General features: G+C 53.4%; 17 protein-coding genes and 2 pseudogenes. 7 read left to right on the forward strand and 12 right to left on the reverse strand.

The features are described 5' to 3' along the window. The first annotated feature begins 16 nt into the window (after positions 1–16). On the forward strand, positions 17–535 hold the full coding sequence (locus BZK42_RS04210; RefSeq protein WP_016156571.1) for a GNAT family N-acetyltransferase: 519 nt from the start codon (positions 17–19) through the stop codon (positions 533–535). Beyond that, on the forward strand, positions 532–981 hold the full coding sequence (locus BZK42_RS04215) for a DMT family transporter (protein WP_080858792.1): 450 nt from the start codon (positions 532–534) through the stop codon (positions 979–981). Before BZK42_RS04210 ends, BZK42_RS04215 begins: the two co-directional genes overlap by 4 nt. A gap of 66 nt (positions 982–1,047) precedes the next feature. Here BZK42_RS04215 and BZK42_RS04220 read toward each other — a convergent pair whose 3' ends face one another. After that, positions 1,048–1,281 (reverse strand): YdcY family protein, encoded by a 234-nt coding sequence (locus BZK42_RS04220; protein WP_080858793.1) that lies wholly within the window; start codon positions 1,279–1,281, stop codon positions 1,048–1,050. A 17-nt stretch (positions 1,282–1,298) separates the two neighbouring features. Further along, on the reverse strand, positions 1,299–2,897 hold the full coding sequence (locus BZK42_RS04225; RefSeq protein WP_016156573.1) for an ABC transporter substrate-binding protein: 1,599 nt from the start codon (positions 2,895–2,897) through the stop codon (positions 1,299–1,301). A 282-nt stretch (positions 2,898–3,179) separates the two neighbouring features. On the opposite strand from BZK42_RS04225, the gene BZK42_RS04230 reads away from it, so the two are divergent. Genes BZK42_RS04230 through BZK42_RS04240 form a run of 3 tightly spaced genes read left to right on the forward strand, consistent with a single transcriptional unit; the run spans position 3,180 to position 9,629 of the window. Beyond that, positions 3,180–4,487: an SrfA family protein gene (locus BZK42_RS04230; RefSeq protein WP_080858794.1), complete on the forward strand. Its 1,308-nt coding sequence runs from the start codon at positions 3,180–3,182 to the stop codon at positions 4,485–4,487. 4 nt (positions 4,488–4,491) lie between these two features. Then, on the forward strand, positions 4,492–7,473 hold the full coding sequence (locus BZK42_RS04235) for a virulence factor SrfB (RefSeq protein ID WP_080858813.1): 2,982 nt from the start codon (positions 4,492–4,494) through the stop codon (positions 7,471–7,473). Then, positions 7,470–9,629, forward strand: a complete 2,160-nt coding sequence (locus tag BZK42_RS04240) for a virulence factor SrfC family protein (protein ID WP_080858795.1) — start codon at positions 7,470–7,472, stop codon at positions 9,627–9,629. Before BZK42_RS04235 ends, BZK42_RS04240 begins: the two co-directional genes overlap by 4 nt. Positions 9,630–9,648: 19 nt before the next feature. Here the strand turns inward: BZK42_RS04240 and BZK42_RS04245 are convergent, their stop codons facing one another. Then, the gene (locus BZK42_RS04245) at positions 9,649–9,822 is read right to left on the reverse strand and encodes a GhoT/OrtT family toxin (protein ID WP_016153148.1); all 174 of its coding nucleotides are present in this window, start codon (positions 9,820–9,822) and stop codon (positions 9,649–9,651) included. Between the two features lie 192 nt (positions 9,823–10,014). On the opposite strand from BZK42_RS04245, the gene yncL reads away from it, so the two are divergent. Further along, positions 10,015–10,110 (forward strand): stress response membrane protein YncL, encoded by a 96-nt coding sequence (yncL, locus tag BZK42_RS04255; RefSeq protein ID WP_071524268.1) that lies wholly within the window; start codon positions 10,015–10,017, stop codon positions 10,108–10,110. A gap of 119 nt (positions 10,111–10,229) precedes the next feature. Here yncL and BZK42_RS04260 read toward each other — a convergent pair whose 3' ends face one another. After that, on the reverse strand, positions 10,230–11,009 hold the full coding sequence (locus BZK42_RS04260; protein ID WP_047417382.1) for an AraC family transcriptional regulator: 780 nt from the start codon (positions 11,007–11,009) through the stop codon (positions 10,230–10,232). A 101-nt stretch (positions 11,010–11,110) separates the two neighbouring features. On the opposite strand from BZK42_RS04260, the gene BZK42_RS04265 reads away from it, so the two are divergent. Further along, complete coding sequence (locus tag BZK42_RS04265) at positions 11,111–12,238, forward strand: multidrug effflux MFS transporter (RefSeq protein WP_080858796.1); 1,128 nt, start codon at positions 11,111–11,113, stop codon at positions 12,236–12,238. Between the two features lie 784 nt (positions 12,239–13,022). Here BZK42_RS04265 and patD read toward each other — a convergent pair. From patD to BZK42_RS04310, 8 genes and pseudogenes are all read right to left on the reverse strand, one after another. Further along, on the reverse strand, positions 13,023–14,450 hold the full coding sequence (gene patD / locus BZK42_RS04275) for an aminobutyraldehyde dehydrogenase (protein ID WP_080858798.1): 1,428 nt from the start codon (positions 14,448–14,450) through the stop codon (positions 13,023–13,025). Positions 14,451–14,471: 21 nt separating this feature from the next. Next, positions 14,472–15,278: an ABC transporter permease gene (locus BZK42_RS04280; RefSeq protein WP_003020204.1), complete on the reverse strand. Its 807-nt coding sequence runs from the start codon at positions 15,276–15,278 to the stop codon at positions 14,472–14,474. Further along, on the reverse strand, positions 15,268–16,212 hold the full coding sequence (locus BZK42_RS04285; protein WP_016153152.1) for an ABC transporter permease: 945 nt from the start codon (positions 16,210–16,212) through the stop codon (positions 15,268–15,270). Before BZK42_RS04285 ends, BZK42_RS04280 begins: the two co-directional genes overlap by 11 nt. Further along, a complete protein-coding gene (locus tag BZK42_RS04290; RefSeq protein WP_016156582.1) occupies positions 16,213–17,229 on the reverse strand; it encodes an ABC transporter ATP-binding protein in 1,017 nt (338 codons plus the stop codon). Between the two features lie 16 nt (positions 17,230–17,245). Then, on the reverse strand, positions 17,246–18,391 hold the full coding sequence (gene ydcS / locus BZK42_RS04295; RefSeq protein WP_016153154.1) for a putative ABC transporter substrate-binding protein YdcS: 1,146 nt from the start codon (positions 18,389–18,391) through the stop codon (positions 17,246–17,248). A gap of 329 nt (positions 18,392–18,720) precedes the next feature. Next, entirely contained in the window at positions 18,721–20,130 is a 1,410-nt protein-coding gene (locus BZK42_RS04300) for an aminotransferase-like domain-containing protein (RefSeq protein ID WP_019076828.1), read from the reverse strand. 479 nt (positions 20,131–20,609) lie between these two features. Beyond that, positions 20,610–20,726 (reverse strand): annotated as a pseudogene (locus tag BZK42_RS04305) (DUF4376 domain-containing protein); the annotation flags it as partial. A gap of 66 nt (positions 20,727–20,792) precedes the next feature. Next, a pseudogene (locus tag BZK42_RS04310) lies at positions 20,793–21,199 on the reverse strand (hypothetical protein); the annotation flags it as partial.

Consider the following 21,199-nt stretch of genomic DNA (forward strand, 5'->3'; position numbering starts at 1 on the left):
ACCCCTGAGGTTCAACATGTCCATTCGATTTGCCAGCAAAGAAGACTGTGCCGCCATTGCAGAAATCTACAACCACGCGGTACTGCATACGGCGGCTATCTGGAACGATCAAACGGTCGATGCCGAAAACCGTATCTCATGGTATCAAGCCCGCCAGTTGATGGGCTATCCGGTGCTGGTGAGTGAAGAGAATGGCGTAATTACAGGGTACGCCTCCTTTGGCGACTGGCGTAACTTTGATGGATTCCGTCATACCGTTGAACATTCGGTATATGTCCATCCTGCTCATCAGGGTAAAGGCCTGGGACGAGCGCTGCTCAGCAGACTGATAGAAGAAGCCCGCGCGTGCGGCAAACATGTGATGGTTGCGGGCATTGAGTCTCAGAATCAGGCGTCGCTGCATCTGCACAGTACGCTGGGTTTTAAAACCACCGCGCAAATGCCACAGGTTGGCACGAAATTTGGGCGCTGGCTGGATCTGACTTTTATGCAGTTGCAGTTAGACGATCGCCGCGAACCGGATGCCAGCAGATGAACCAGACGCTAACCCTCTCCTTTCTGATTGCCGCAGGTATTGGTCTGGTGGTGCAAAATACCTTGATGGTACGCATCACGCAGACGTCCTCGACGATCCTCATCGCCATGTTACTTAACTCGCTGGTCGGGATCGTGCTGTTTGTCAGCATACTGTGGTTTAAGCAAGGTATGGCGGGGTTTGGGGAACTGGTTTCCAACGTGCGCTGGTGGACGCTAATCCCTGGCTTGCTGGGATCGTTCTTTGTTTTTGCCAGCATCAGTGGATACCAAAATGTGGGTGCAGCAACCACTATCGCGGTGCTGGTGGCCAGCCAGTTAATCGGCGGACTGGTGCTGGATATTCTGCGCAGTCATGGCGTGCCGCTGCGGGCGTTGGTGGGGCCGGTCTGCGGCGCGGTGCTGCTGGTTGTTGGGGCTTGGCTGGTGGCGAGACGTTCGTTTTAATTGCGCTTATCCGGCCTGAACATGCAGGCCGGATAAGGTGTTACTTCGCCATCTGGCAACAACGAATTAAAGGATTGTGCCGCCTTTGGTCAACTGTTCGCGACGGGTTTCCATATCCTCTTTATGCTGACGGCCATGATGTGCGATAGCCGTACGCAAACGCTGTTGCTGGTTGTAACGTTCTTCCCGGCTCAGCACGACATCATCGCTGAGTTCAATCAGCAATTCATTCATATGCGTAATGACGCTCTCTTCAATGGCGGCATCAACACGTGCGCTGACCTCATCCAGATGCGACATAACCTCTCCTTAACTCATTAATTTAATTTTGCTTTTGAAAAATCGCTGCCCATCAGGCTAACGCTGTATCCGCTGACGTTGCTGCGCGTCGCGTAAAACGTTTTCCCGTTTGCCAACGCGATCCACGGAGCCTGTTGGTAGAAAATCTCTTGCGACTGCTGGTAAAGCGCGGCGCGTTCTTCCGGTTTACTCACCAGTTTCGCCTTTTGAACCAGCGAATTATACTCTTTATCGCACCAGCGCGCGGCGTTAGATCCGGTTTTAATGCTGTCACAACCCAGCAGTACATCGGCGAAGTTATCCGGATCGCCGTTGTCTGACATCCAACCGAACAACGCGGTGTCATGCTCACCTTTACGCATTCCGGAGAGATATTCGCCCCACTCGTACGACACAATTTTCGCCTTCACGCCAACCTTCGCCCAGTCGCTTTGGATCATCTCGGCAATCCGTCGGGAGTTCGGGTTGTATGGGCGCTGAACCGGCATTGACCACAGCGTCGCTTCAAAGCCGTTTTCCAGTCCCGCCTGTTTCAGCAGATCTTTCGCTTTTTGCGGGTCATAAGCGTAATCCTGCAGATCTTTATTGAATCCCAACATATTCGGCGGAATTGGCGATTTTGCCACCGTACCGGAACCTAAAAAGACGGCGTTAATAATGGCCTTTTTGTCTGTCGCGTAGTTAAGCGCCTGACGCACCAGCACGTTATCAAACGGTTTTTTCTCGGTATTAAACGCCAGATAGCCGACGTTCAGCGCTTCAACCGAATGCAGCGTCAAATCTTTATTCTTCTTAATCTCGTCAAACTGTACGGGCGCAGGTGCCGGAATTATCTGGCATTCATTGGTTTGCAGTTTCGCCAATCGGGTCTGAACGTTTGGCGTGATTGAGAAGATCAGGTGCTTCGTGGGGACGGCGCCGTCCCAGTAGTTCGGGTTGGCGAGATAGCGGATTTGCGAATCCTGCTTGTACTGCTGCAACACGTATGGCCCGGTGCCAATTGGCCAGTTATCGACGTTTTCCGGGGTGCCTTTTTTCAGCATCACGTCGGCATATTCCGCAGAGAGGATGGAGGCAAAATCCATTCCCCAGTCGGCAAGAAACGCGGCATTAGGTTCATTAAGGATAAACTGAACGTGATAATCATCGACCTTCTTCACTTCTTTAATCAGTTTATCCAGACCGACATCGTTGAAGTATTCGTAGCTTCCCTGAGAAATTTTGTGGTACGGATGATCGGCATCTTTCTGTCGTAATACCGAGAAAACCACGTCATCAGCGTTGAAGTCACGGGTTGGTTTGAAGAATTTATTACTGTTGAATTTCACGCCCTGACGCAGGGTAAAAGTGTAGGTCTTACCGTCCGGCGAAATCGTCCAGTCCGTTGCCAGAGACGGAACTGGCGTATTTTTTACCGGATCAAAATTGATGAGTCGGTTGTAGAGCACCTGTGAGCTGGCCACAAACGATGGACCGGAACTGGCGATTTGCGGGTTAAATGACTCTGGCGACGCTTCTGAGCAGTAAATGAGAGTGTCAGTATTGGCCGCGAACGCCGCGCCTGATGGTAAGACGGCGCTGAGCGCCAGCGCGAGTAACGTTTTCCTTGCAATCATGGTTATAAGCCTTCTTATTTTATTATTAACCGGGATATCAGAGCATAGCTGACAAAAACTGACCAATAACGAATCACTATCAGGTTATTCTAATCCGGTGTATTTCGCTGAATAATTCATCACCCTAAGCGAATTAATTTCCCTTAAGTCTTTTTCAAAACGTCAAGATTTTTCCCGGCACTCTATGCCATGAAAATTCGCCCCTTTTTGCCTCTCTTCCACCGTTTGCTCGTTTTTATAAAACGTAAAGTAGATACGTGAAGAAGTCTAAGGGGTAACAACGTGGCAAAAACTCTCTTGCGCAGCGGCAATTTGGATGACTATCAGGCCGTGGGCGGCGGTGGTCAGGCCGTGTTTGATTCAGCATTGCAAATTCGTGAAACGCTTCGCCTGCGTAAACAGCAGGCGATGGTGGATTGTCTGGCGATCCCACAAATTAACGACAACGGCGATCGCGTTGACTGGTATTCGCCGATTGAAGGGAAAGCCGTTGCATGGAAAGCCGCTGATGAAGAGGCCCGTTTTCGTGCGCTGCGCTATCTGGGAAGCACGCTGGAAAATGCGGCGGCGCTGAGCCGTAAAAGTCTGCAATCGGGTAAAACCTCCCTGCAACTGTTTGGCTCACTGCTGGAAAAAGCCATCCAGTTTCCTGGTGAGAATCACGTGTTTCTGGTTGAAGGTAAACCCGTTATTACGTTCTGGGGTTTCATCAATCTGAATGAAAATCCTCGCGACGATGTGCTCGATTGCCTGCGCCTTGCCGATATTCCTCCGGTCGTCACCGTAGCGGAGCCTGAGCCGGAAGAGGAAATCACTGCCCAAATCACCTTCGTCGAGGCCGACGCACCTTTGCTGACTCCAGTCGTTGAGCTACCTAAACCGGCTGAACCTGAACCACAACCCCCGGTCGTTGTTAACGAACCGGAAGTCTCGCCGCCGCTCGCACAGAAGAAACCCGCACGCCGCCTGCCTTTGTGGAGCCTGCCCGTTGCCGCGGTGATCATTGCAGCCATGGTTGGGCCGCTGCTGTGGAAGCAACAGCCCACCCCGCCCGTACCCGCTGTTCCCCCAAGAGTCGTCGCTAAGGCAGATATGGCACCGCTGCCAGAACTGACATCTGCACTGCCGCTGCATCGGGCTGAAGTGGTTCCGGCTGCCAAAAAAGAAAAACCTGTCGAGGGACCGGTCGTGATCGCCGCGATTCCAAAAGATGCGCTGGTGATGGATGCCAACCAGATGAAGGCAGGAACGACGCGTTTTCTCAACGGTAACTGGCGCGTAATGGTTGATGTTAAAGATCCGGTTAGCGGTAAAGCGCCGTCGCTGCGCTATCAGATCCAGGCCAATAAAGGTACTGCGCGCGTGGTTCATGGCGACAATATTGTTTGTCGTGCCGAGATTTTCTCCGGTTTGCATCAGTCAGGTGAATTAATGATTAAGAGTCGCGGGAATGCCCGTTGTACGGACGGGTCACGTTATCCGATGCCGGAAATTACCTGCAAAGCGGGAACCAATGACGTCGCCGCCTGTACCGCACGTTATGACGATCACGCGGAAATCCCTCTGACGATCAAAAAGATAGGTGCCTGATTTTATGTTGGTGAATCTGTGTGACTACAAACAGAGCGTGACGCTCATCGCCAATAGCGGTGTGCAATTTCTGGATTTTGGCCTGACGCCGCAGGAATCTGCGCATCATGGTCGCTTTGTGCGCAAAACGGCAAACGGTCCCCTGCTGCGGCTGGATTTCGATCTGACAACCGGACGTTATACCTTACCTGGCAGCACCGGCGGTCAGCCCGAAGTGGTGAAGCCGGAAAGCACCCAGAAGCTGCATTATTCGCTGGACGTGCTCGACGGTGTCTGGCTGCCGCTGCCGTTCCTGCGCTTTAATCCGCCGCGTACGTTCGTTGAAGGCCCGGATAACTGGGCGCGCGTACAGGTGCGAAAGCTGGCGCAACCTGACAGCGCGGGCAACACCCACCGCGTCACCGTGGCGCTGGACAGCCAGCTCACTGAAAATGCCCCTGCGGCGTTAACCCCCAACGAAAATGACCTGCTGAACGGTACGCGATTTGCGCTGGCCTGGCATGACAACGAAATTGCCGATTTCCTCGACCAGACCTGGATTGACGGCTGGTTGCGCGAATCCTTTATGCATCATGTCACACAGCATGAGAACCGCTCAGAACAAGAGATCCAGCAGGCGCTGCGTAACTTTGAATATCAGGCGCACTGGCTGAATGTGCTGACCCTGTTAGGCGAGCAGCTTTCCGTTCCGGAAGTGAAACTGGTCACGCATACCCTCAGCACGCCCGCCATTCCCGTTGATCTTATCCTGGATATCGGTAACACCCATACCTGTGGCGTCCTGATTGAAGATCACGGGGATGCCAATGACGGACTGCGCCAGACAGCCGAATTGCAGGTGCGTTCGTTAAGCGAGCCACAGTTTCTCAACGATCCGTTGTTCACCAGCCGACTGGAGTTTTCCGAAGCGCGTTTTGGTAAGCAGCACTTTTCCGTGGAGAGCGGTCGTGATGATGCCTTTATCTGGCCGTCGATTGTCCGCGTTGGCGATGAAGCCCGAAAGCTGGCAATGCAGCGCATGGGCACTGAAGGCAGCAGTGGGATCTCCAGCCCGCGCCGTTATCTGTGGGACGAAACGCCGGTGTTGCATGACTGGCGCTTTAGCCAGATGAATGGCAAAACCCAGCGCGAACCACTGGCTACCGCCTTCCCGCTGATGAACCTGATGAACGATGACGGGCAACCGCTGTTCAGCCTGCCGCAGGATGATCGTCTGCCGGTATTCTCACCGCAATACAGCCGCAGTACGCTGATGACGCATATGTTGTGCGAAATACTGGCCCAGGCGCTGGGGCAAATTAACAGCGTGGCGACGCGTTTGCGCCTCGGATTCCCGGCATCTCCTCGTCAGTTGCGTACGCTGATCCTGACCCTGCCGTCGGCGATGCCCAAACAGGAGCGTGAGATTTTCCGCCTGCGCATGTTTGAAGCCATTGCGTTGGTCTGGAAAGCAATGGGCTGGCACCCGCAGGATGAAGACTTCACCACCCGTAAACAGCAGGAAAAGAGCGTGGTTCCCGTACCTGAGATCCAGATGGAATGGGATGAGGCCAGCTGCGGGCAACTGGTGTGGCTGTATAACGAAGCTATCTCTCACTACGATGGTCACACCGAATCGTTCTTTAACGCCCTTGCCCGCCCGGACCGTTTGCCGGAGCCTGGTGAGACTAAAGGTCGTGCGCTGCGCGTGGCATCGATCGACATTGGCGGCGGGACAACGGATATGGCCGTCGTCCATTACCAGCTTGATGACGGCGTGGGTACAAACGTCAAAATTACCCCGCACCTGCTGTTCCGTGAAGGCTTTAAGGTTGCGGGCGATGACATGCTGCTGGACGTGATTCAGCGTTGCGTGTTGCCTGCGCTGCAAACCCGTCTGCAACAGGCTGGCGTGACCGACGCCGCCGCATTGCTGGCCACGCTATTTGGCGATTCCGGACGCATCGACACCCAGGCGATTTTGCGTCAACAAACGGCGTTACAACTCTTTATGCCGCTCGGTCATGCGGTACTTTCAGCCTGGGAACAAAGTGATATTAACGATCCGGTAGCGGGTCTGCATGCCACCTTTGGCGAACTCCTGAGCCAGCAACCAACGCGCAACGTGCTGAATTACATCCAGCAGGCTATCGATCATGCGTTGCCTGCGGGATCGCCAGCGTTTGATGTGTTGAGCGTGCCGTTACAGGTGCAGTTCCGGCAGTTACAAGAAGCGTTACTGGCGGGCCAGTTTACCCTGACCTCCCCACTGCACGCGGTCTGTGAGGCCATTTCACACTATCGCTGCGATATTTTATTAGTGACCGGCAGACCCGCCTGTTTACCGGGCGTACAGGCGTTGATCCGCCATCTGCAGCCCGTTCCGGTTAATCGTATGATCTGGATGGATAACTACCGCGTACATGAGTGGTATCCGTTCAGCCAACAAGGGCGGATTGGTAACCCCAAATCCACCGCAGCAGTTGGTGCCATGTTGTGTAGCCTGGCGCTGGATCTACGCTTGCCGCGTTTCAACTTTAAAGCTGCCGATATCGGCGCTTACTCGACTGTACGTTATCTCGGCGTGTTGGATAATACGGTCAATACGCTGCGTGATGAGAACATCTGGTATCACGATATCGATCTGGATAAGCCCGGCGCGAAACTGGATGCCCGCCTGCACTTCCCATTGCGCGGCAACGTAACATTAGGTTTCCGCCAACTGGCCAACAGCCGTTGGCCTGCCACACCGCTGTATACGCTCAGCATAAATTCTGCCGAACTGGCAAAAACCATCGCCGGAGATGGCGTGTTGAATGTACGGCTGCAGCTACGCGGTGGTAGCAAAGAAAGCGGCCCGGAATTTTTCGTACTGAGCGATGCGTGGTTACAGGATGGCACTCCCGTTACCGCCAATGCCTTAACGTTAAAACTGAATACGCTGGCAGACCGACGCCATAGCGGGAGCCATTACTGGATTGATAGCGGGAGCGTGTACCTGAAATGAGTAAGATGTTAAACACCGCGCAGGCCGCCATCGAGTGGGTAACTGATACCCGTCAGCGTGCGGCGCGTCTTGATGATGAAGCGGATGCCCTGTTGGCACAGCTCACCCTGGCCGCCGTTAATGAATCTGCGTTGAAGACGACCTTTTCATCGCGAGGATGCGTTGGGCTTTACGGACATTCGCAATCGGCAAAAGCGCACCTGCTCACAGCATTGTGCAGCAACGCCAATGGCAAAGTGAATATCGTTACCCCGGATCGCAGCTTTGATTACTTTTCACATATTAATCCTGGTCATGCGCCAACCAATATGGCGATCCGCTTTACGCGTGATGAAAATCCGCTCGATGGTGAATGGCCGTTGCGCCTGCGGCTACTCAGTGAAGCCGAACTGGTACAGCTATTTATTACCCAGTTCTGTGCGCTTGCGGACAACCGCCAGGTCGAGAAATCGATTATTGAGGCGCGCCTGGAAAAATGGCAAACGTTGCGCCAGCGTCATCCGGTGCCGGGCATTACCGCGCAGGATGTCGCGGCAATTGGTCGTTTCTGGCGCGCCTGCGTACCGGCCAGACAACAGCAATTTGACGACGCGCTATGGCATCAGTTTGCCACGCTGCTACCCGCACTGGATCTGACTACCCGGGCAAACGCCTGGGCGTTACTGTGGGGAGAACAGCCAGAGTTGACGCAACAGTGGTTGGCGCTGGCGCATACGCTGCAACAAACCGGGAGCGCGCAAGAACTCGCGGCTCCGCTGAGCCTGCTGGTTGACCATTTTGGTTTACCTGCCGAGAGTTTCCTGACTCAGGTAGCATTGAACGGGAATGAGGCGCAAAGCGATGTGGTGGTTCATCCAATAGAAAATGAACAGTTGCTCAATGCGGTCAGCCTTTCTCAGGCTTCGCTGGCGCTGCTCACGCGCGAGCTGGTCCTGACAGTTGAAGACGCTGTACTGGAAAATGTCGATCTGCTGGATATTCCCCTCGCCCCGGATGTTCATCCCCATCCATTGTGGCAGGCCAAATTAGGCTGGATGCTGGAACATTATCGCCAGCATCTGCAACCGGATGTACTTTTAATCTGTAATGCGGTATCTACCCGCTCCCAGACGCCCGCCATCACCCGCAAACTACTGGGCTGGGTTAACGACACTCAGCCCGTACATGACGCCGCATTGCCGGGAGTGGTCTGGGCCATTACTCCGCAGGATGCGCGGTTTAGCACTCAGCAAAATCTTGATGAATCTGTGCAGCAATTAATGGGCAAGCCCGGACTGCACTGGGGCACGCTGCAGGCGCTGGATAAACACAGCTTACAACGCCTCGTCGAATGGTTGACTCAGGCAACCTCGCCCCAGCAACGCCAGGCGAGATTGACCTCCCTGCGTGAGCAGCACCAGCAGCGTGTACGCGAAACCCTGATCGGCTGGATTAACCCCGTTGAAACCGAATCGGGTAGCAATGAGTCGGTGATCCGCCAGCTCCAGGCCCAGGCGGCAAAGCATGGCGAACTCCTGGACGGTTTGCTTCCGCCGATGCGCCTCTTTGAGTCGCTGCTGCGTGTTCAGCAGCCGCGCGAGGAACAGGTGAGCGGATTATTTAATGAAGAGATTGACCTGTTTGCCGAGGTGCGTGACACACCGCACTCGCCGGAAAGCAAAGAGACCGGGTATCAGGCGCACAAAATGTGGGTTAACCACGTGCGCCAGTGGTGTCGCGATGAAAATAATGCGCGCCGTTTACGTCTCGAGCCGCGTACGCTAAGGCAGGTTGCTGATATCCTCGTTACCACCAGCTATCGGCTGGAGATGCCGCAACGCTTACAGCGCATTATGCAGCGAGAAAACGTCTGCGCTGCGCAGCTTCACGCCGATATTGGGGATTTTATTACCTGGCTTGGATTTGCCAGCGTGGCAGAAGAACAGCGTCCGGCCAGCAGGATCCAAAAAGGATCGGCTATTTTTAGTGCCCCGGCGCAACAGCCGATGTTACGGTTGACGAAACTGGATGAACAACCTTCGCATGGTGCAAGCCGTTACGTTTACGACTGGCTGGTCGCTTTGTATACCCGCGCCAATGAAAACGTGGGATATCAGCATCCGCAGGATGTTTGCGCAGCCGACAAAAAACGATTAGATGCCCTGCTTTCCTCCTGAAACGGCGTTTACGCCGTCATCAGAAGAGAGAAAACATTAACGCGACGGGAAAACTCATCGGCCAGGTCGCCCCGACTAATACCGCGCTGAGAAAACGAATCCGCTTTTTATCGCGGGAAAGAAACCAGGTGATGATTGCCGTGATAGCGGCCATCACCGCATAAAAAACCAACATTTTTTGGTACAGAGACATGTCAGGCATCCGGGCCGAAAGGTAAAATCGCGCGCAATATGCTCTTTTTCATGACCCACATCAAGTTTTATTAATTATTTTAAGAGAAACGCCGGTAAAACAAGCCGTTTTCATTATGTTCAGAATCCGTACTATTGCGGATAGTTATAACCCGTACTATACCCATAAGGGTTAAAACGAAAGGTGGCACAAATGAATGTTTCCAGTAAAACTGTGGTGCTGATAAATATATTTGCTGCTGTAGGACTTTTCAGTCTGATTTCCGCAAGGTTTGGCTGGTTTGCTTGATGTCGTTCTTCTTGATTAATTGCAGCGTCCGCTGGCAGAGAGACTCTTCTCTCTGCCATTAGTACACGATTTTCCCACTCTCCTGCCACCCGGTAAATTATCCTTAGTATGTAATACCCCTAATCCTTCTGCGGCATTATATTGCCCGCATAACGGCTCGGTGTTGTGCCGGTATGCTGATGGAAAAAAGCGATAAAAGCACTGTCACTGACAAATTCCAGATATTGCGCCACCTGGCTGATCTGCCCCCCGTCAGCCAGCATCTCCATGGCTTTTAATAGTCTAAATTGCTGCCGCCAGCTCTGATAATTCATCCCGGTATCCCTGGTAAATATTCGACTGATCGTCCTCTCGCATGCCCCAACCCGTTGGGATAATTGATTTAGTCGTGGTGGCAATTCGCCCATACGTACTCCTTCAAGCCACACGTTCAGCCGCGGATCTGAGGGAAACTGCAACGTCCAGTTTTCACTGTGGGCGGCCCGCATTTCCTCACAGAAAACGGTGATAAGACTGGCCTGCTGCGCGGCAGGCATTTCCCACGGCCAGAAAGCCATACGTTCTATTACTTCAAAAAAGAGAGGATTAACGTCGACTATCTGCAGCGGTAACTTAGATAACGGCAATGTAGTTGAAAAATACAACGAACGATAAGCCATCACCCCACGCATTATGGCGCGATGTACCGTACCAGCCGGGATCCAGACCGCGCGCCGTGGCGGTAGCAGACACAGGGCATGCTCCAGCTCAATCGTAATGCTTCCCGCTGCCGAAAAAAGTAGCTGATGACGAAGATGGCTATGCCGGCCGGAATCGTGTACGCCCATCTCGGAGGCAATCCCGATTACCGGTTTATCAAAGCTATCCGCATCGAAATCATCATCCGGGGCAATTTCCATTATCTGTCCGATATTTGATATTTAAAGTCTTGATAATGGTAATGCGACACATCCCTTTCAGCAATAATGCCCGCCAGTTTTCTGTCTCTCTGGATATTGCTATGAACACTCTTCGCCGCCCGCCGCTATGGCTTCTTACTTTGCTGATTATGTTTCCACAACTGGTGGAAACCATTTATAGCCCGGCATTGCCAGGAATCGCCACGTCTTATCACGTAAGCAGTGAGCGCGCGGCGCAAACACTCTCCGTTTATTTTATTGCCTTCGCCGTCGGCGTGGCGATGTGGGGTTGGCTGAGCGACTGCCTCGGTCGACGTTGGGCGATGCTGGCAGGACTTATCTGCTATGGGTCAGGTTGTGCCCTGGCCGTGGTTGCCACTGACTTCAGCGTTTTGCTGCTGGCACGGATGATCTCAGCCATCGGCGCGGCTGCCGGGTCAGTGGTGGTACAGACCATGTTACGGGACACGTATGAATCAACCGCGCTATCCCGCGTCTTTTCCGTGATGGGCGCTGCGCTGGCATTGAGTCCCGTTTTCGGCCTGCTAAGCGGAGGTTGGCTGGTCAGCCTGTATGGTCATACCGGTGTATTTATTGCCCTTGTGCTGCTGGCGCTGCTACTGCTACTACTGACTGCGACCATGCTGCCAGAAACCCGGCCCGAAAATACGCTCAGACCCAGCCTTGCTGCACTGCTCTCCCGCATGATGCGTGACCGCGAACTGTGGAAAAATACCATGCTGGTTGCGCTGCTGAACACCATGCTGTTTAGCTATTACAGCCTGGCTCCGTTTCTTTTCGGTCAATTGGGATGGAGTTCCAGAGCCTTTGGCTGGACGGGGGGACTACTTGCGTTTGCTTCGCTGTCGGGCAGCCTGCTGAACCGGAGATTATTGACGACAGACCTGACGTCGGAACAGAGGGTACGTTATGCCTGTGCGCTGGCAGCATTGTCAGGCCTCGCCGCGTGGTGGTTACAGCACTCCGCGTGGATTCTGATACCGGTTTTCGGCGCGGTGATTGCCTATGGCATCGCGATCCCTAATGTGCTGAGTCAGGCCCTACGCCACTATCGTGAACAGGCCGGGGCCGCCGGTGCATTATTCGGATTAAGCTATTACCTGTTGCTGGGAATGATGCTGGGGGCTGCAGGCATGGTGCAACAATTGGGGCTGGTTCTGAGCGTCTGTGCGCTACTCGCCTGGATTTGCAGCTTGCGCCGCGGATAACCGGATGACGATCCTCCTGACATTAAGCTGTAATGCTTGCCAGTTAACGAGGATGAGTGGCACATACGCAGGTAATGAGTCTGTTGCCTCCGGCGTATTGCTACGTTCACCTTATGTTTGTCACATCTCTGAGGCAATACGACCTGTGAACGTGTTAAGGGTACTATCGCCGTACCCTTAACAATCCCGGCTCCCGGCGGGAAAATTGCCACTTCGTGGTCCCCTCCGTTTATTCCTCCAGGCTACCGGGCCGGGCGCGAGGAAACTTCCCTGTAAAACGCGCCCTGAACCCGCATCCCTGCGGGTTCTCCCGGCCTTCCGGAAACACGTCGGCAATTTTCAGCCGGACCAGCCCACACCTGACCACCTGCGTTTTTATTGGAATATATCTGAACAGCAAAACAGATTTAACTGGAAGTCAGTGCGTTGCAGCGATGACCCCGTTCCGGCTGAAAATCGATGAGGCGTTGACGGTTGACCGAGTCTGCCCGCATGGAGGCGGCGGTAAGCCTCTCTTGCACGTTCACGGGTGTCTGAGCCTCAGAGAATTGATATCGCTGAGGTGAACGGAACCCTGAGCCGAAATCACATGTTCGCCGTAATGCTTAATTGACAGGCATTACGACGTTAAGCCGGGGCTTTGTTGTATCAATTAGCCTGACCTCGCGGATATTTCCAACTTACCGCCGTCCGATGGCGACGAGGCCAGTGGCGCGAATAATATAGACACACGTTTGCCAGTATTTAGCTATCCGTGCCGCATTTATTGCTCGCGCTTCAGATATTACTCATGCTTGATCATGACATGGCGAACAATCGTGTAATCTTCCAGCCCGTAAACCGACATATCCTTGCCATAACCAGACTGTTTTTGTCCGCCGTGCGGCATCTCGCTGACCAGCGTGAAGTGGGTATTGACCCAGGTGCAACCATACTGCAGGCGAGCGCTAAATCGATGCGCGCGCCCCACATCCCGAGTCCAGACGGAGGATGCCAGGCCGTATTTCGAATCGTTAGCCCACGCCAGCACCTGATCTTCATCCTCAAATACGGTGACGCTGACCACCGGACCGAAAACTTCCCGCTGCACGATAGCATCTTCCTGCTTCGCCCCGGCCAACAGCGTCGGAGCAAAATAGTAGCCTGCGCCGTCCACTTTTTTACCACCGGTGATGACTTTGATATGCCCCAGTGCTTTGGCTTCATCGACCGCTTTAGTCACGCGATCGAGGTGCGCCTGCGAGCTTACCGGCCCCAGCTCCGTCGATTCGTCATTCGGTGCACCGATTTTCAGACTGGCAACCGCGGCACCGAGTTTCTCAACCAACGCGTCATAAATGCCTTTCTGGGCATAGATTCGACAAGCGGCGGTACAGTCTTGTCCGGCGTTGTAATACCCAAAGGTTCGCACGCCGCTCACCACTGCATCCAGATCGGCATCATCAAAAATGATGACCGGGGCTTTGCCGCCCAGCTCCATATGTGTGCGCTTAATCGAAGGCGCGGTGTGCTGGATAATGTGTTCACCGGTCGCAATGGAGCCGGTCAGGGAAACCATCCGGACTTTTTCATGACCGGTCAGCGGGTCACCCACCGTTTTGCCACGGCCAAAAAGCACGTTGATAACGCCAGGCGGATAAATATCTTTGGCAAATTCTGCCAGTTTAAGTGCCGTTAGCGGGGTAATTTCTGACGGTTTAATCACCACACAGTTACCCGCCGCCAGCGCCGGTGCCAGCTTCCACGCCGCCATCATCAACGGGTAGTTCCACGGCGCGATAGAGGCCACCACGCCCAGCGGATCCCGACGAATCATCGACGTATGCCCTTCCAGATACTCTCCGGCCGCCTGTCCTTGCAGGGTACGAGCTGCCCCGGCGAAGAAGCGGAAAACGTCGACGATTGCCGGAATTTCATCGTTAAGGACACAGTGCAGCGGCTTACCACAGTTAAGCGATTCCAGCTCAGCGAAGGTTTGCGCGTTATCGGCGATAGCATCCGCCAGTTTCAGCAGCAGTTCGGAACGAACTTTCGGTGTGGTTTGTCCCCAGGTGGCAAATGCGCAGTCTGCTGCACGTACCGCCGCATCAACCTGCCCGGCTGACGCCTCGGCAATCTCCAGAATGCGTTCTCCAGTGGCAGGGTTATAGACTGGCTGCTTTTCACCTTCACCGTTGACCAGCTCGCCATTAATCAGTAATTGATGTTGCATAGCAATTTCCCATATCGTCGTTTATTTACCGTTTCCGGCGAGAGTGTCGCCTTCACGCGTTAGCCACCAGGCCCCTAAAATTGGCAGTGTTGTCACCAGCATTACCAGCAATGCCACAACGTTGGTGACAGGCACATCTCGTGGTCGACCCAGTTGATTGAGCAGCCACAAAGGAAGTGTTCTTTCATGTCCGGCGGTGAACGTTGTCACGATGATTTCATCAAACGACAAAGCAAACGCCAGCATCCCTCCCGCCAGCAGTGCCGATGCCAGGTTTGGCAGCACGACATAACGAAAGGTTTGCCAGCCGTTGGCGCCAAGATCCATAGACGCTTCAACCAGACTCCATGAGGTACGGCGAAAACGCGCCACGACGTTGTTAAATACCACCACCACGCAAAACGTCGCATGGCCGACCACGATGGTGAGAAAACCGGGTTCCAGGTTGATAGTTTTAAACGCCGTCAGTAGCGCCAGACCGGTAATAATCCCCGGCAGCGCGATCGGCAACAGCAGCAACAGCGATATTGCGCTTTTACCAAAAAAGTCCCTGCGCCACAGTGCGGCAGCGGCCAGCGTCCCCAGAACGAGAGCAATGGCCGTCGACAATGCAGCGATTTTAAGTGACAACGTCACCGATTCCAGAATATCGCTACGTTGCGCCGCAACGCTAAACCACTTCAGCGTTAACCCCTGTGGTGGAAAACTAAAAGCAGCCTCCTCAGTATTAAAAGCATAGGTGGCGATGATGAGGATGGGAAAGTGCAGGAAAATAACCCCGCCCCATGCCGCCAGTTTGAGTAACCAGGGCGCGCGTTCAGAGTGCATCGAAAGCTCCCAGACGCTTCACGAACGCCAGATACAGTGCGATTAACACAATCGGCACCAGAGTAAATGCCGCCGCCATCGGCATATTGCCGATCGCCCCTTGTTGCGAATACACCATATTGCCGATGAAATAGCCTGGCGGCCCCACCAGTTGCGGCACGATAAAATCGCCCAACGTCAGAGAAAAAGTAAAGATCGACCCCGCCGCGATACCGGGTATCGCCAGTGGCAGGACCACATAGCGGAAAGTCTGATGCGGACGAGCGCCCAAATCAGCGGAGGCCTGTAAGAGCGAAGGAGGAAGTCTCTCCAGCGCGGCCTGTACCGGCAGGATCATAAACGGCAGCCAGATGTAGACGAACACCAGAAAACGCCCTAACCCTGAAGTCGACAACGTATTGCCGCCTACCGCAGGCAGCGTCAGGAACGAAAGCAGCAGAGGCTCCAGCCCCAGATGGGTTAAAAACCACTGCGCCACACCATCTTTAGCCAACAGTAACGTCCATGCGTAGGCTTTAACAATGTAGCTGGCCCACATCGGCAACATCACAGCAATGTAAAAAAAGGCTTTCATTTTGCCACTGGTATATCGCGCCATATACCACGCCATCGGAAACGCCAGAATCGCGCTGGCAATGGTGACCGCCACCGCCATCGTCAGGGTACGCAAAATGATGTCGTAGTTGGCGGGATTAAACAGCGCCTGCAAATTCGCCAGCGTCAGGTCGGGCGTGACCGACATGGTGAAATCATCGAAGGTATAAAAACCTTGCCACAACAGCGTCAGTAATGAGCCGAAGTAGACGATCCCAAACCACATCAGCGGTCCGAGGAGCAGCAAAAACAGCCCCAGACCCGGATTACGCCAGAAGAACCCTGAGATCCGGTTCAGACTTGTCGACTGTGGAGGCGAATGTAAGACATTCATAGCCATTCACCTCTCCTCAACCAGCGGTACCATCACGTCGCGTGACCACGATGCCATCACCTGTTGACCCGGCGACAGCGTTGTCGGCAGCATTTCTCCCGTCAGGTTCGCCTGGCTAACCAGTAATTTTTCACCGCCGACAAGTTTCAGCTCAAAACGTGTCGCCGCGCCCTGGTACTGCACCGCCTGGATAACCCCCCGGGCCTGGACTTCACCACTGGTATCATTCAAGCGAATGTGTTCCGGACGCAGGGAAAACATACCCTGTAGCCCGCAAACGTTCGCTGACATCGTTTCATCAAAAACATTTGACGTCCCGACGAAACTTGCCACAAACGGTGTGCGCGGACGCATGTACAGTTCACGCGGAGAATCCACCTGTTCGATGCGACCATTATTAAACACCGCCACACGATCGGACATCGACAGGGCTTCACCCTGATCGTGGGTGACAAAAATGAAGGTGATACCCAGGGATTGCTGTAGCTTTTTCAGTTCCAGCTGCATCTGCTCACGCAGCTTAAGATCCAATGCCCCGAGCGGTTCATCCAACAGCAGGACCCGCGGTTCATTGACCAGCGCGCGGGCAATCGCCACGCGTTGCCGCTGACCACCGGAAAGTTGCGATGGTTTGCGTTCATAAACAAAACCGAGCGCAACCTTATCCAGCGCTTCACGTGCTTTAGCGTGACGCTGTTTTTTATCAATACCTTTGACCATCAGTCCGTAGGCGACATTGTCGAGAATCGACATATGCGGGAATAGCGCATAATCCTGAAATACCGTATTGACGTCCCGTTCCCAGGGCGGCAATTCGCTGGCCTGCTTACCAAAAATGGTGATTGCGCCGCCTGACAGTTGCTCAAACCCTGCAATAAGGCGCAGACAAGTGGTCTTGCCGGAGCCGGATGGCCCCAGCATAGAGAAAAACTCACCGTCGTTAATCGCAATACTCACCCCATCAACTGCACGAACATCCCCGTACAGACGCGAGACGTTATGAAACTCCACTGCGTACGTCATAAAACCCCCAGCGGAATTAACGACCGCCCATAATGGCGATGTAATCCTGCGTCCAGCGACTGTAAGGAACGAATTTGCCACCTTCTGCGATCGGCGTTTTCCAGAAGGCAATTTTGTCAAAGTAGCTATAGCCGTTGGTTTCACAGCCCTTTTCACCCAGCAGCGGGCTGGCTTTACAACCTTCAGGTACGACTGGCAGAGAACCAAACCAGGCTGCGACGTCGCCCTGAACTTTCGGGGTTAATGACCAGTTCATCCATTTGTAAGCGCACACCGGGTGTTTGGCTTCGCTGTGCAGCATGGTGGTATCAGCCCATCCGGTAACCCCTTCTTTTGGGAAGACCGTGGCAATAGGCTGGCCTTCTCCTTTCAGGGCGTTCGCCTGATAAGGCCAGGCGCTGGACGCCACCACACCTTCATTTTTGAAGTCGCTCATTTGCACGGTGGTATCGTGCCAATAGCGATGGATCAGCGCGTGCTGATCGCTCAGGACTTTGATCACCGCCTGATACTGTTGTTCGGTGAGCTGATAGGGATCGGTAATGCCCAGTTGCGGCTGAGTCGCCTTAACGAATAGTGCAGCATCGGCAATATAGATCGGGCCATCGTAGGCTTGAACGCGCCCTTTATTGCTTTTTCCGTCCCCAAGTTTTTGCTCAACAAATACCACGTTCCAGCTATCCGGCGGCGTTGGGAAGATTTTGGTGTTGTACATCAGCAGGTTTGGCCCCCATTGGTACGGTGTGCCGTAAACTTTTCCGCCAACGTTAAACCACTCGCCTTTTACCACGCGCGGATCGATGCTTTTCCAGTTAGGGATCAGCGCGGTATTAATCGGCTGAACGCGTTTTCCCATAATCAGACGCAATGAGGCATCACCGGAAGCGGTAACCAGGTCGTAGCCGCCTTTTGCCATCAGGCTGACCATTTCATCAGAAGTGGCCGCTGTTTTAACATTGACCGCGCAGCCGGTCTCTTTCTCAAACTGCGAGACCCAATCATATTGTTTATCGGTCTGTCCACGTTCGATGTAGCCCGGCCAGGCAATAATATCCAGACGGCCTTCCGGTTTATCTAAGGATGTCGGGGGTTCGGCTGCCTGTGCAGTCATCAGCGTCATACTGAGTGCGCACAGGCTACTGAGGGCAAACTGCTTGCTCATAACGTCTTACTCCTGTCTAAAAAATATTGAGCGGCAGCCTTGCCGTAAATATATGTCCTTTCCTAAAAATAGTCGGGGTGTTGTAAGCGTTCCTGCTGGCGCAAGGAAATTTAATCAGGTTGTGAGCTAACGCTCATTACGCTACTGACGCTGAACGGGAGCTTTAATCTTCTGGAGTATAGACAAGGAGTTAGGTGCAACGGTGGCAATAGTAAGAACTATTGATTTTTTGTATGGTAGCACCCGATATAAATAACATCGGGGTTAGGTATTCTCTATTTCGAAAATAAGAACGCGCTATTCTTTTATATTGAATAGCGCGTTACGTTTTATTTCATCATCTCGCGAATTAATTTTCCCAGCTGTTTCACAGCCTGTTCCTCACGCTCTCCCCAGTGCCATGCGGTATTAAAGCGAAAGAAACGAGTCCAGCTCCCCGAGGTCGAAAACATTTTTCCCGGTGCAATGCTGATATGGTGCGCCAGTGCCTGGGTGCTGAGCACGCCTGCATCAAGCGGTTCTGGCAGTTCCAGCCACAGAAAATAGCCGCTGTCGTTATGGTGAATTTTGACTTCCGCCGGAAGATGGCGCAGCAACGTTTGCCAGGCCTGCTGTTTGCGTTCCGCCAGTTGACGGCGTAAGCGGCGCAGATGCGCGTCATAGCGCCGGGTTGACAGGTAATCCACGAGTGCAAGCTGCATGGGGGAACTGGTGGATAACGTGCTCATGAGCTGGAGTCGCTGAATACGTCGGGCATGCTTCCCGGCCGCCACCCAGCCCACGCGAAATCCGGGCACCAGGCACTTCGAGAAGGATGAACAATGCAAAACGCTGTCGGCGCGATCCCAGGCTTTGGCAGGCAGTGGTTTTTCGCGACCAAAGTACAGCTCGCTGTAGACATCATCTTCTATCAGCATTACATGATATTTTTCCAGCAATGCGACCAGGTGCGCCTTTTTCTCTGGGCTGAGCGTAAAACCCAGCGGATTTTGGCTGTTGGTCATCAGCCAGCAGGCTTTTACCGGATACTCCTGCAACGCTTGCTCCAGCGCGGTAAGATCGATCCCCTCTTTCACGTCGGTGGCAATTGAAAGCGCCTTCAGCCGTAATCGCTCCAGGGCCTGCAACGCCCCATAAAAACAGGGATTTTCGACAATCACCCAGTCTCCCGGTTCGGTAACCGCCTGCAGGCTCAGGTTGAGGGCATCCAGCGCACCGGTAGTGATGACAATTTCATCAGGTGAAATGGTCATCCCCTGTTGAGCATAGCGGCGGGCAATGGCATGGCGCAGCTCATCATTTCCCGGCGGCAGGTTTTCTATCACGCTCATGGCGGTCGCGGTTTTACTGACCTGCGCCAGCGAGCGGTTCAACTGCTGGAGGGGAAACAGACGCGGATCGGGAAATGCAGAGGCAAATGGCATCACTGACGCATCCCGGCTGGCCTGCAGCATATCAAAAATATAGGTGTTGATATCCACCGCTTCATCGCGCATCACCTGCGCCTGCGGCGCTGCCAGCTCACGTTCAGGGCGCGCGGCAACATAGTAACCCGACTGCGGCCGGGCGATAATCCGGCCCTGACTTTCCAGCAACTGATATGCATGTCCGACGGTCATAAAACTCATGCCGCTGCTGACCACCTGCTCGCGCAAGGATGGCAAGCGATCGCCGGGCTGCCATACGCCAGACGCGATTTGATCGCGAATTTGCTCAGCCAGTCGCTGGTATTTTTTCATTTTTCGTCCTGATAATCGGTGTCGGTGACACGCACTGTATATATCAGTTTACATAATCAGGGCATTTTTTATAACTGTTATAGTTAACAGTTTTACAACATTGTTACTGACAGCTCCTTGCCTAAGGCGCGTGTTTCAAGACGTGGACGCTATTTGATAACAGGAATCCAGGTTCCAGATTTCATATCAGCCAGGCCAACCTATAACAGCACGACAACTGTTATGGTTAAAAAGAACTGTTCTGTTTCTGCCTTCCATTGCTTCGCAGCCTTAGAATTGCGCCAAATCAATTTTGCCTGCGGAGCTAAGCATGTTCGGTCTCGATGCGTTTCACCTGGCGAGGATGAAGGTGGGAAAAATAAAAATAACCTCCTATTTATCAAGTCGTTACATAGATACTTATCCACATTTTAGCTTAAATTGCTCATATTAAAAGGCCAGCAAATTCAATAAGATAAAATCCGTTTTGGGGAATGATTTTATTCAATATCAAATTCTCTGACTTCCTCTAAATCCTCCAGCTTATCCAGTTCGTTTTTCATCTCACGCTGACGGCGATAAATCTCATCATTGCGATCAAGTTGCGCCTGCGCCATTGTCATAGAAACGGGCTCATTGCTGGCATCGTTCATACAATCACAGCGCGGTAATTATCCGTCTGGTTAATACCGATAATATCCGGCATCTATAGCAGGTGAATCCACATTCCAGAATCCCTGCGGATTACATGCCAGGATCATCCAGGCTGTATTACAGGATGAGGGCCACGGCGGCATATCGTCATCGTCCGGGTAATCACATGAGTCGATATAACCGTAACGTGTGCGCAGCGGTGCCAGCCGGGCCAGAATATCCGTCGCAATAGCATCTTCACCCAGCCTTCTGGCCAGTAACGCCACGCCTGCACTTCCCTCCACCCACACACCACGCTGTTTACTCGGGTAGCCTGAATCTTTTCGCACCCAGCCAAACGGCACGCCCAGCGCAAATTTTTGCCACGGTTCAAACTCTATCCGCAGCTTCCGGCGAGCCCACTCACCGGAGGTGTGCGGCATTTTCTGGGAGAAGC

Source organism: Citrobacter braakii (assembly GCF_002075345.1).
GTDB classification, from domain to species: domain Bacteria; phylum Pseudomonadota; class Gammaproteobacteria; order Enterobacterales; family Enterobacteriaceae; genus Citrobacter; species Citrobacter braakii.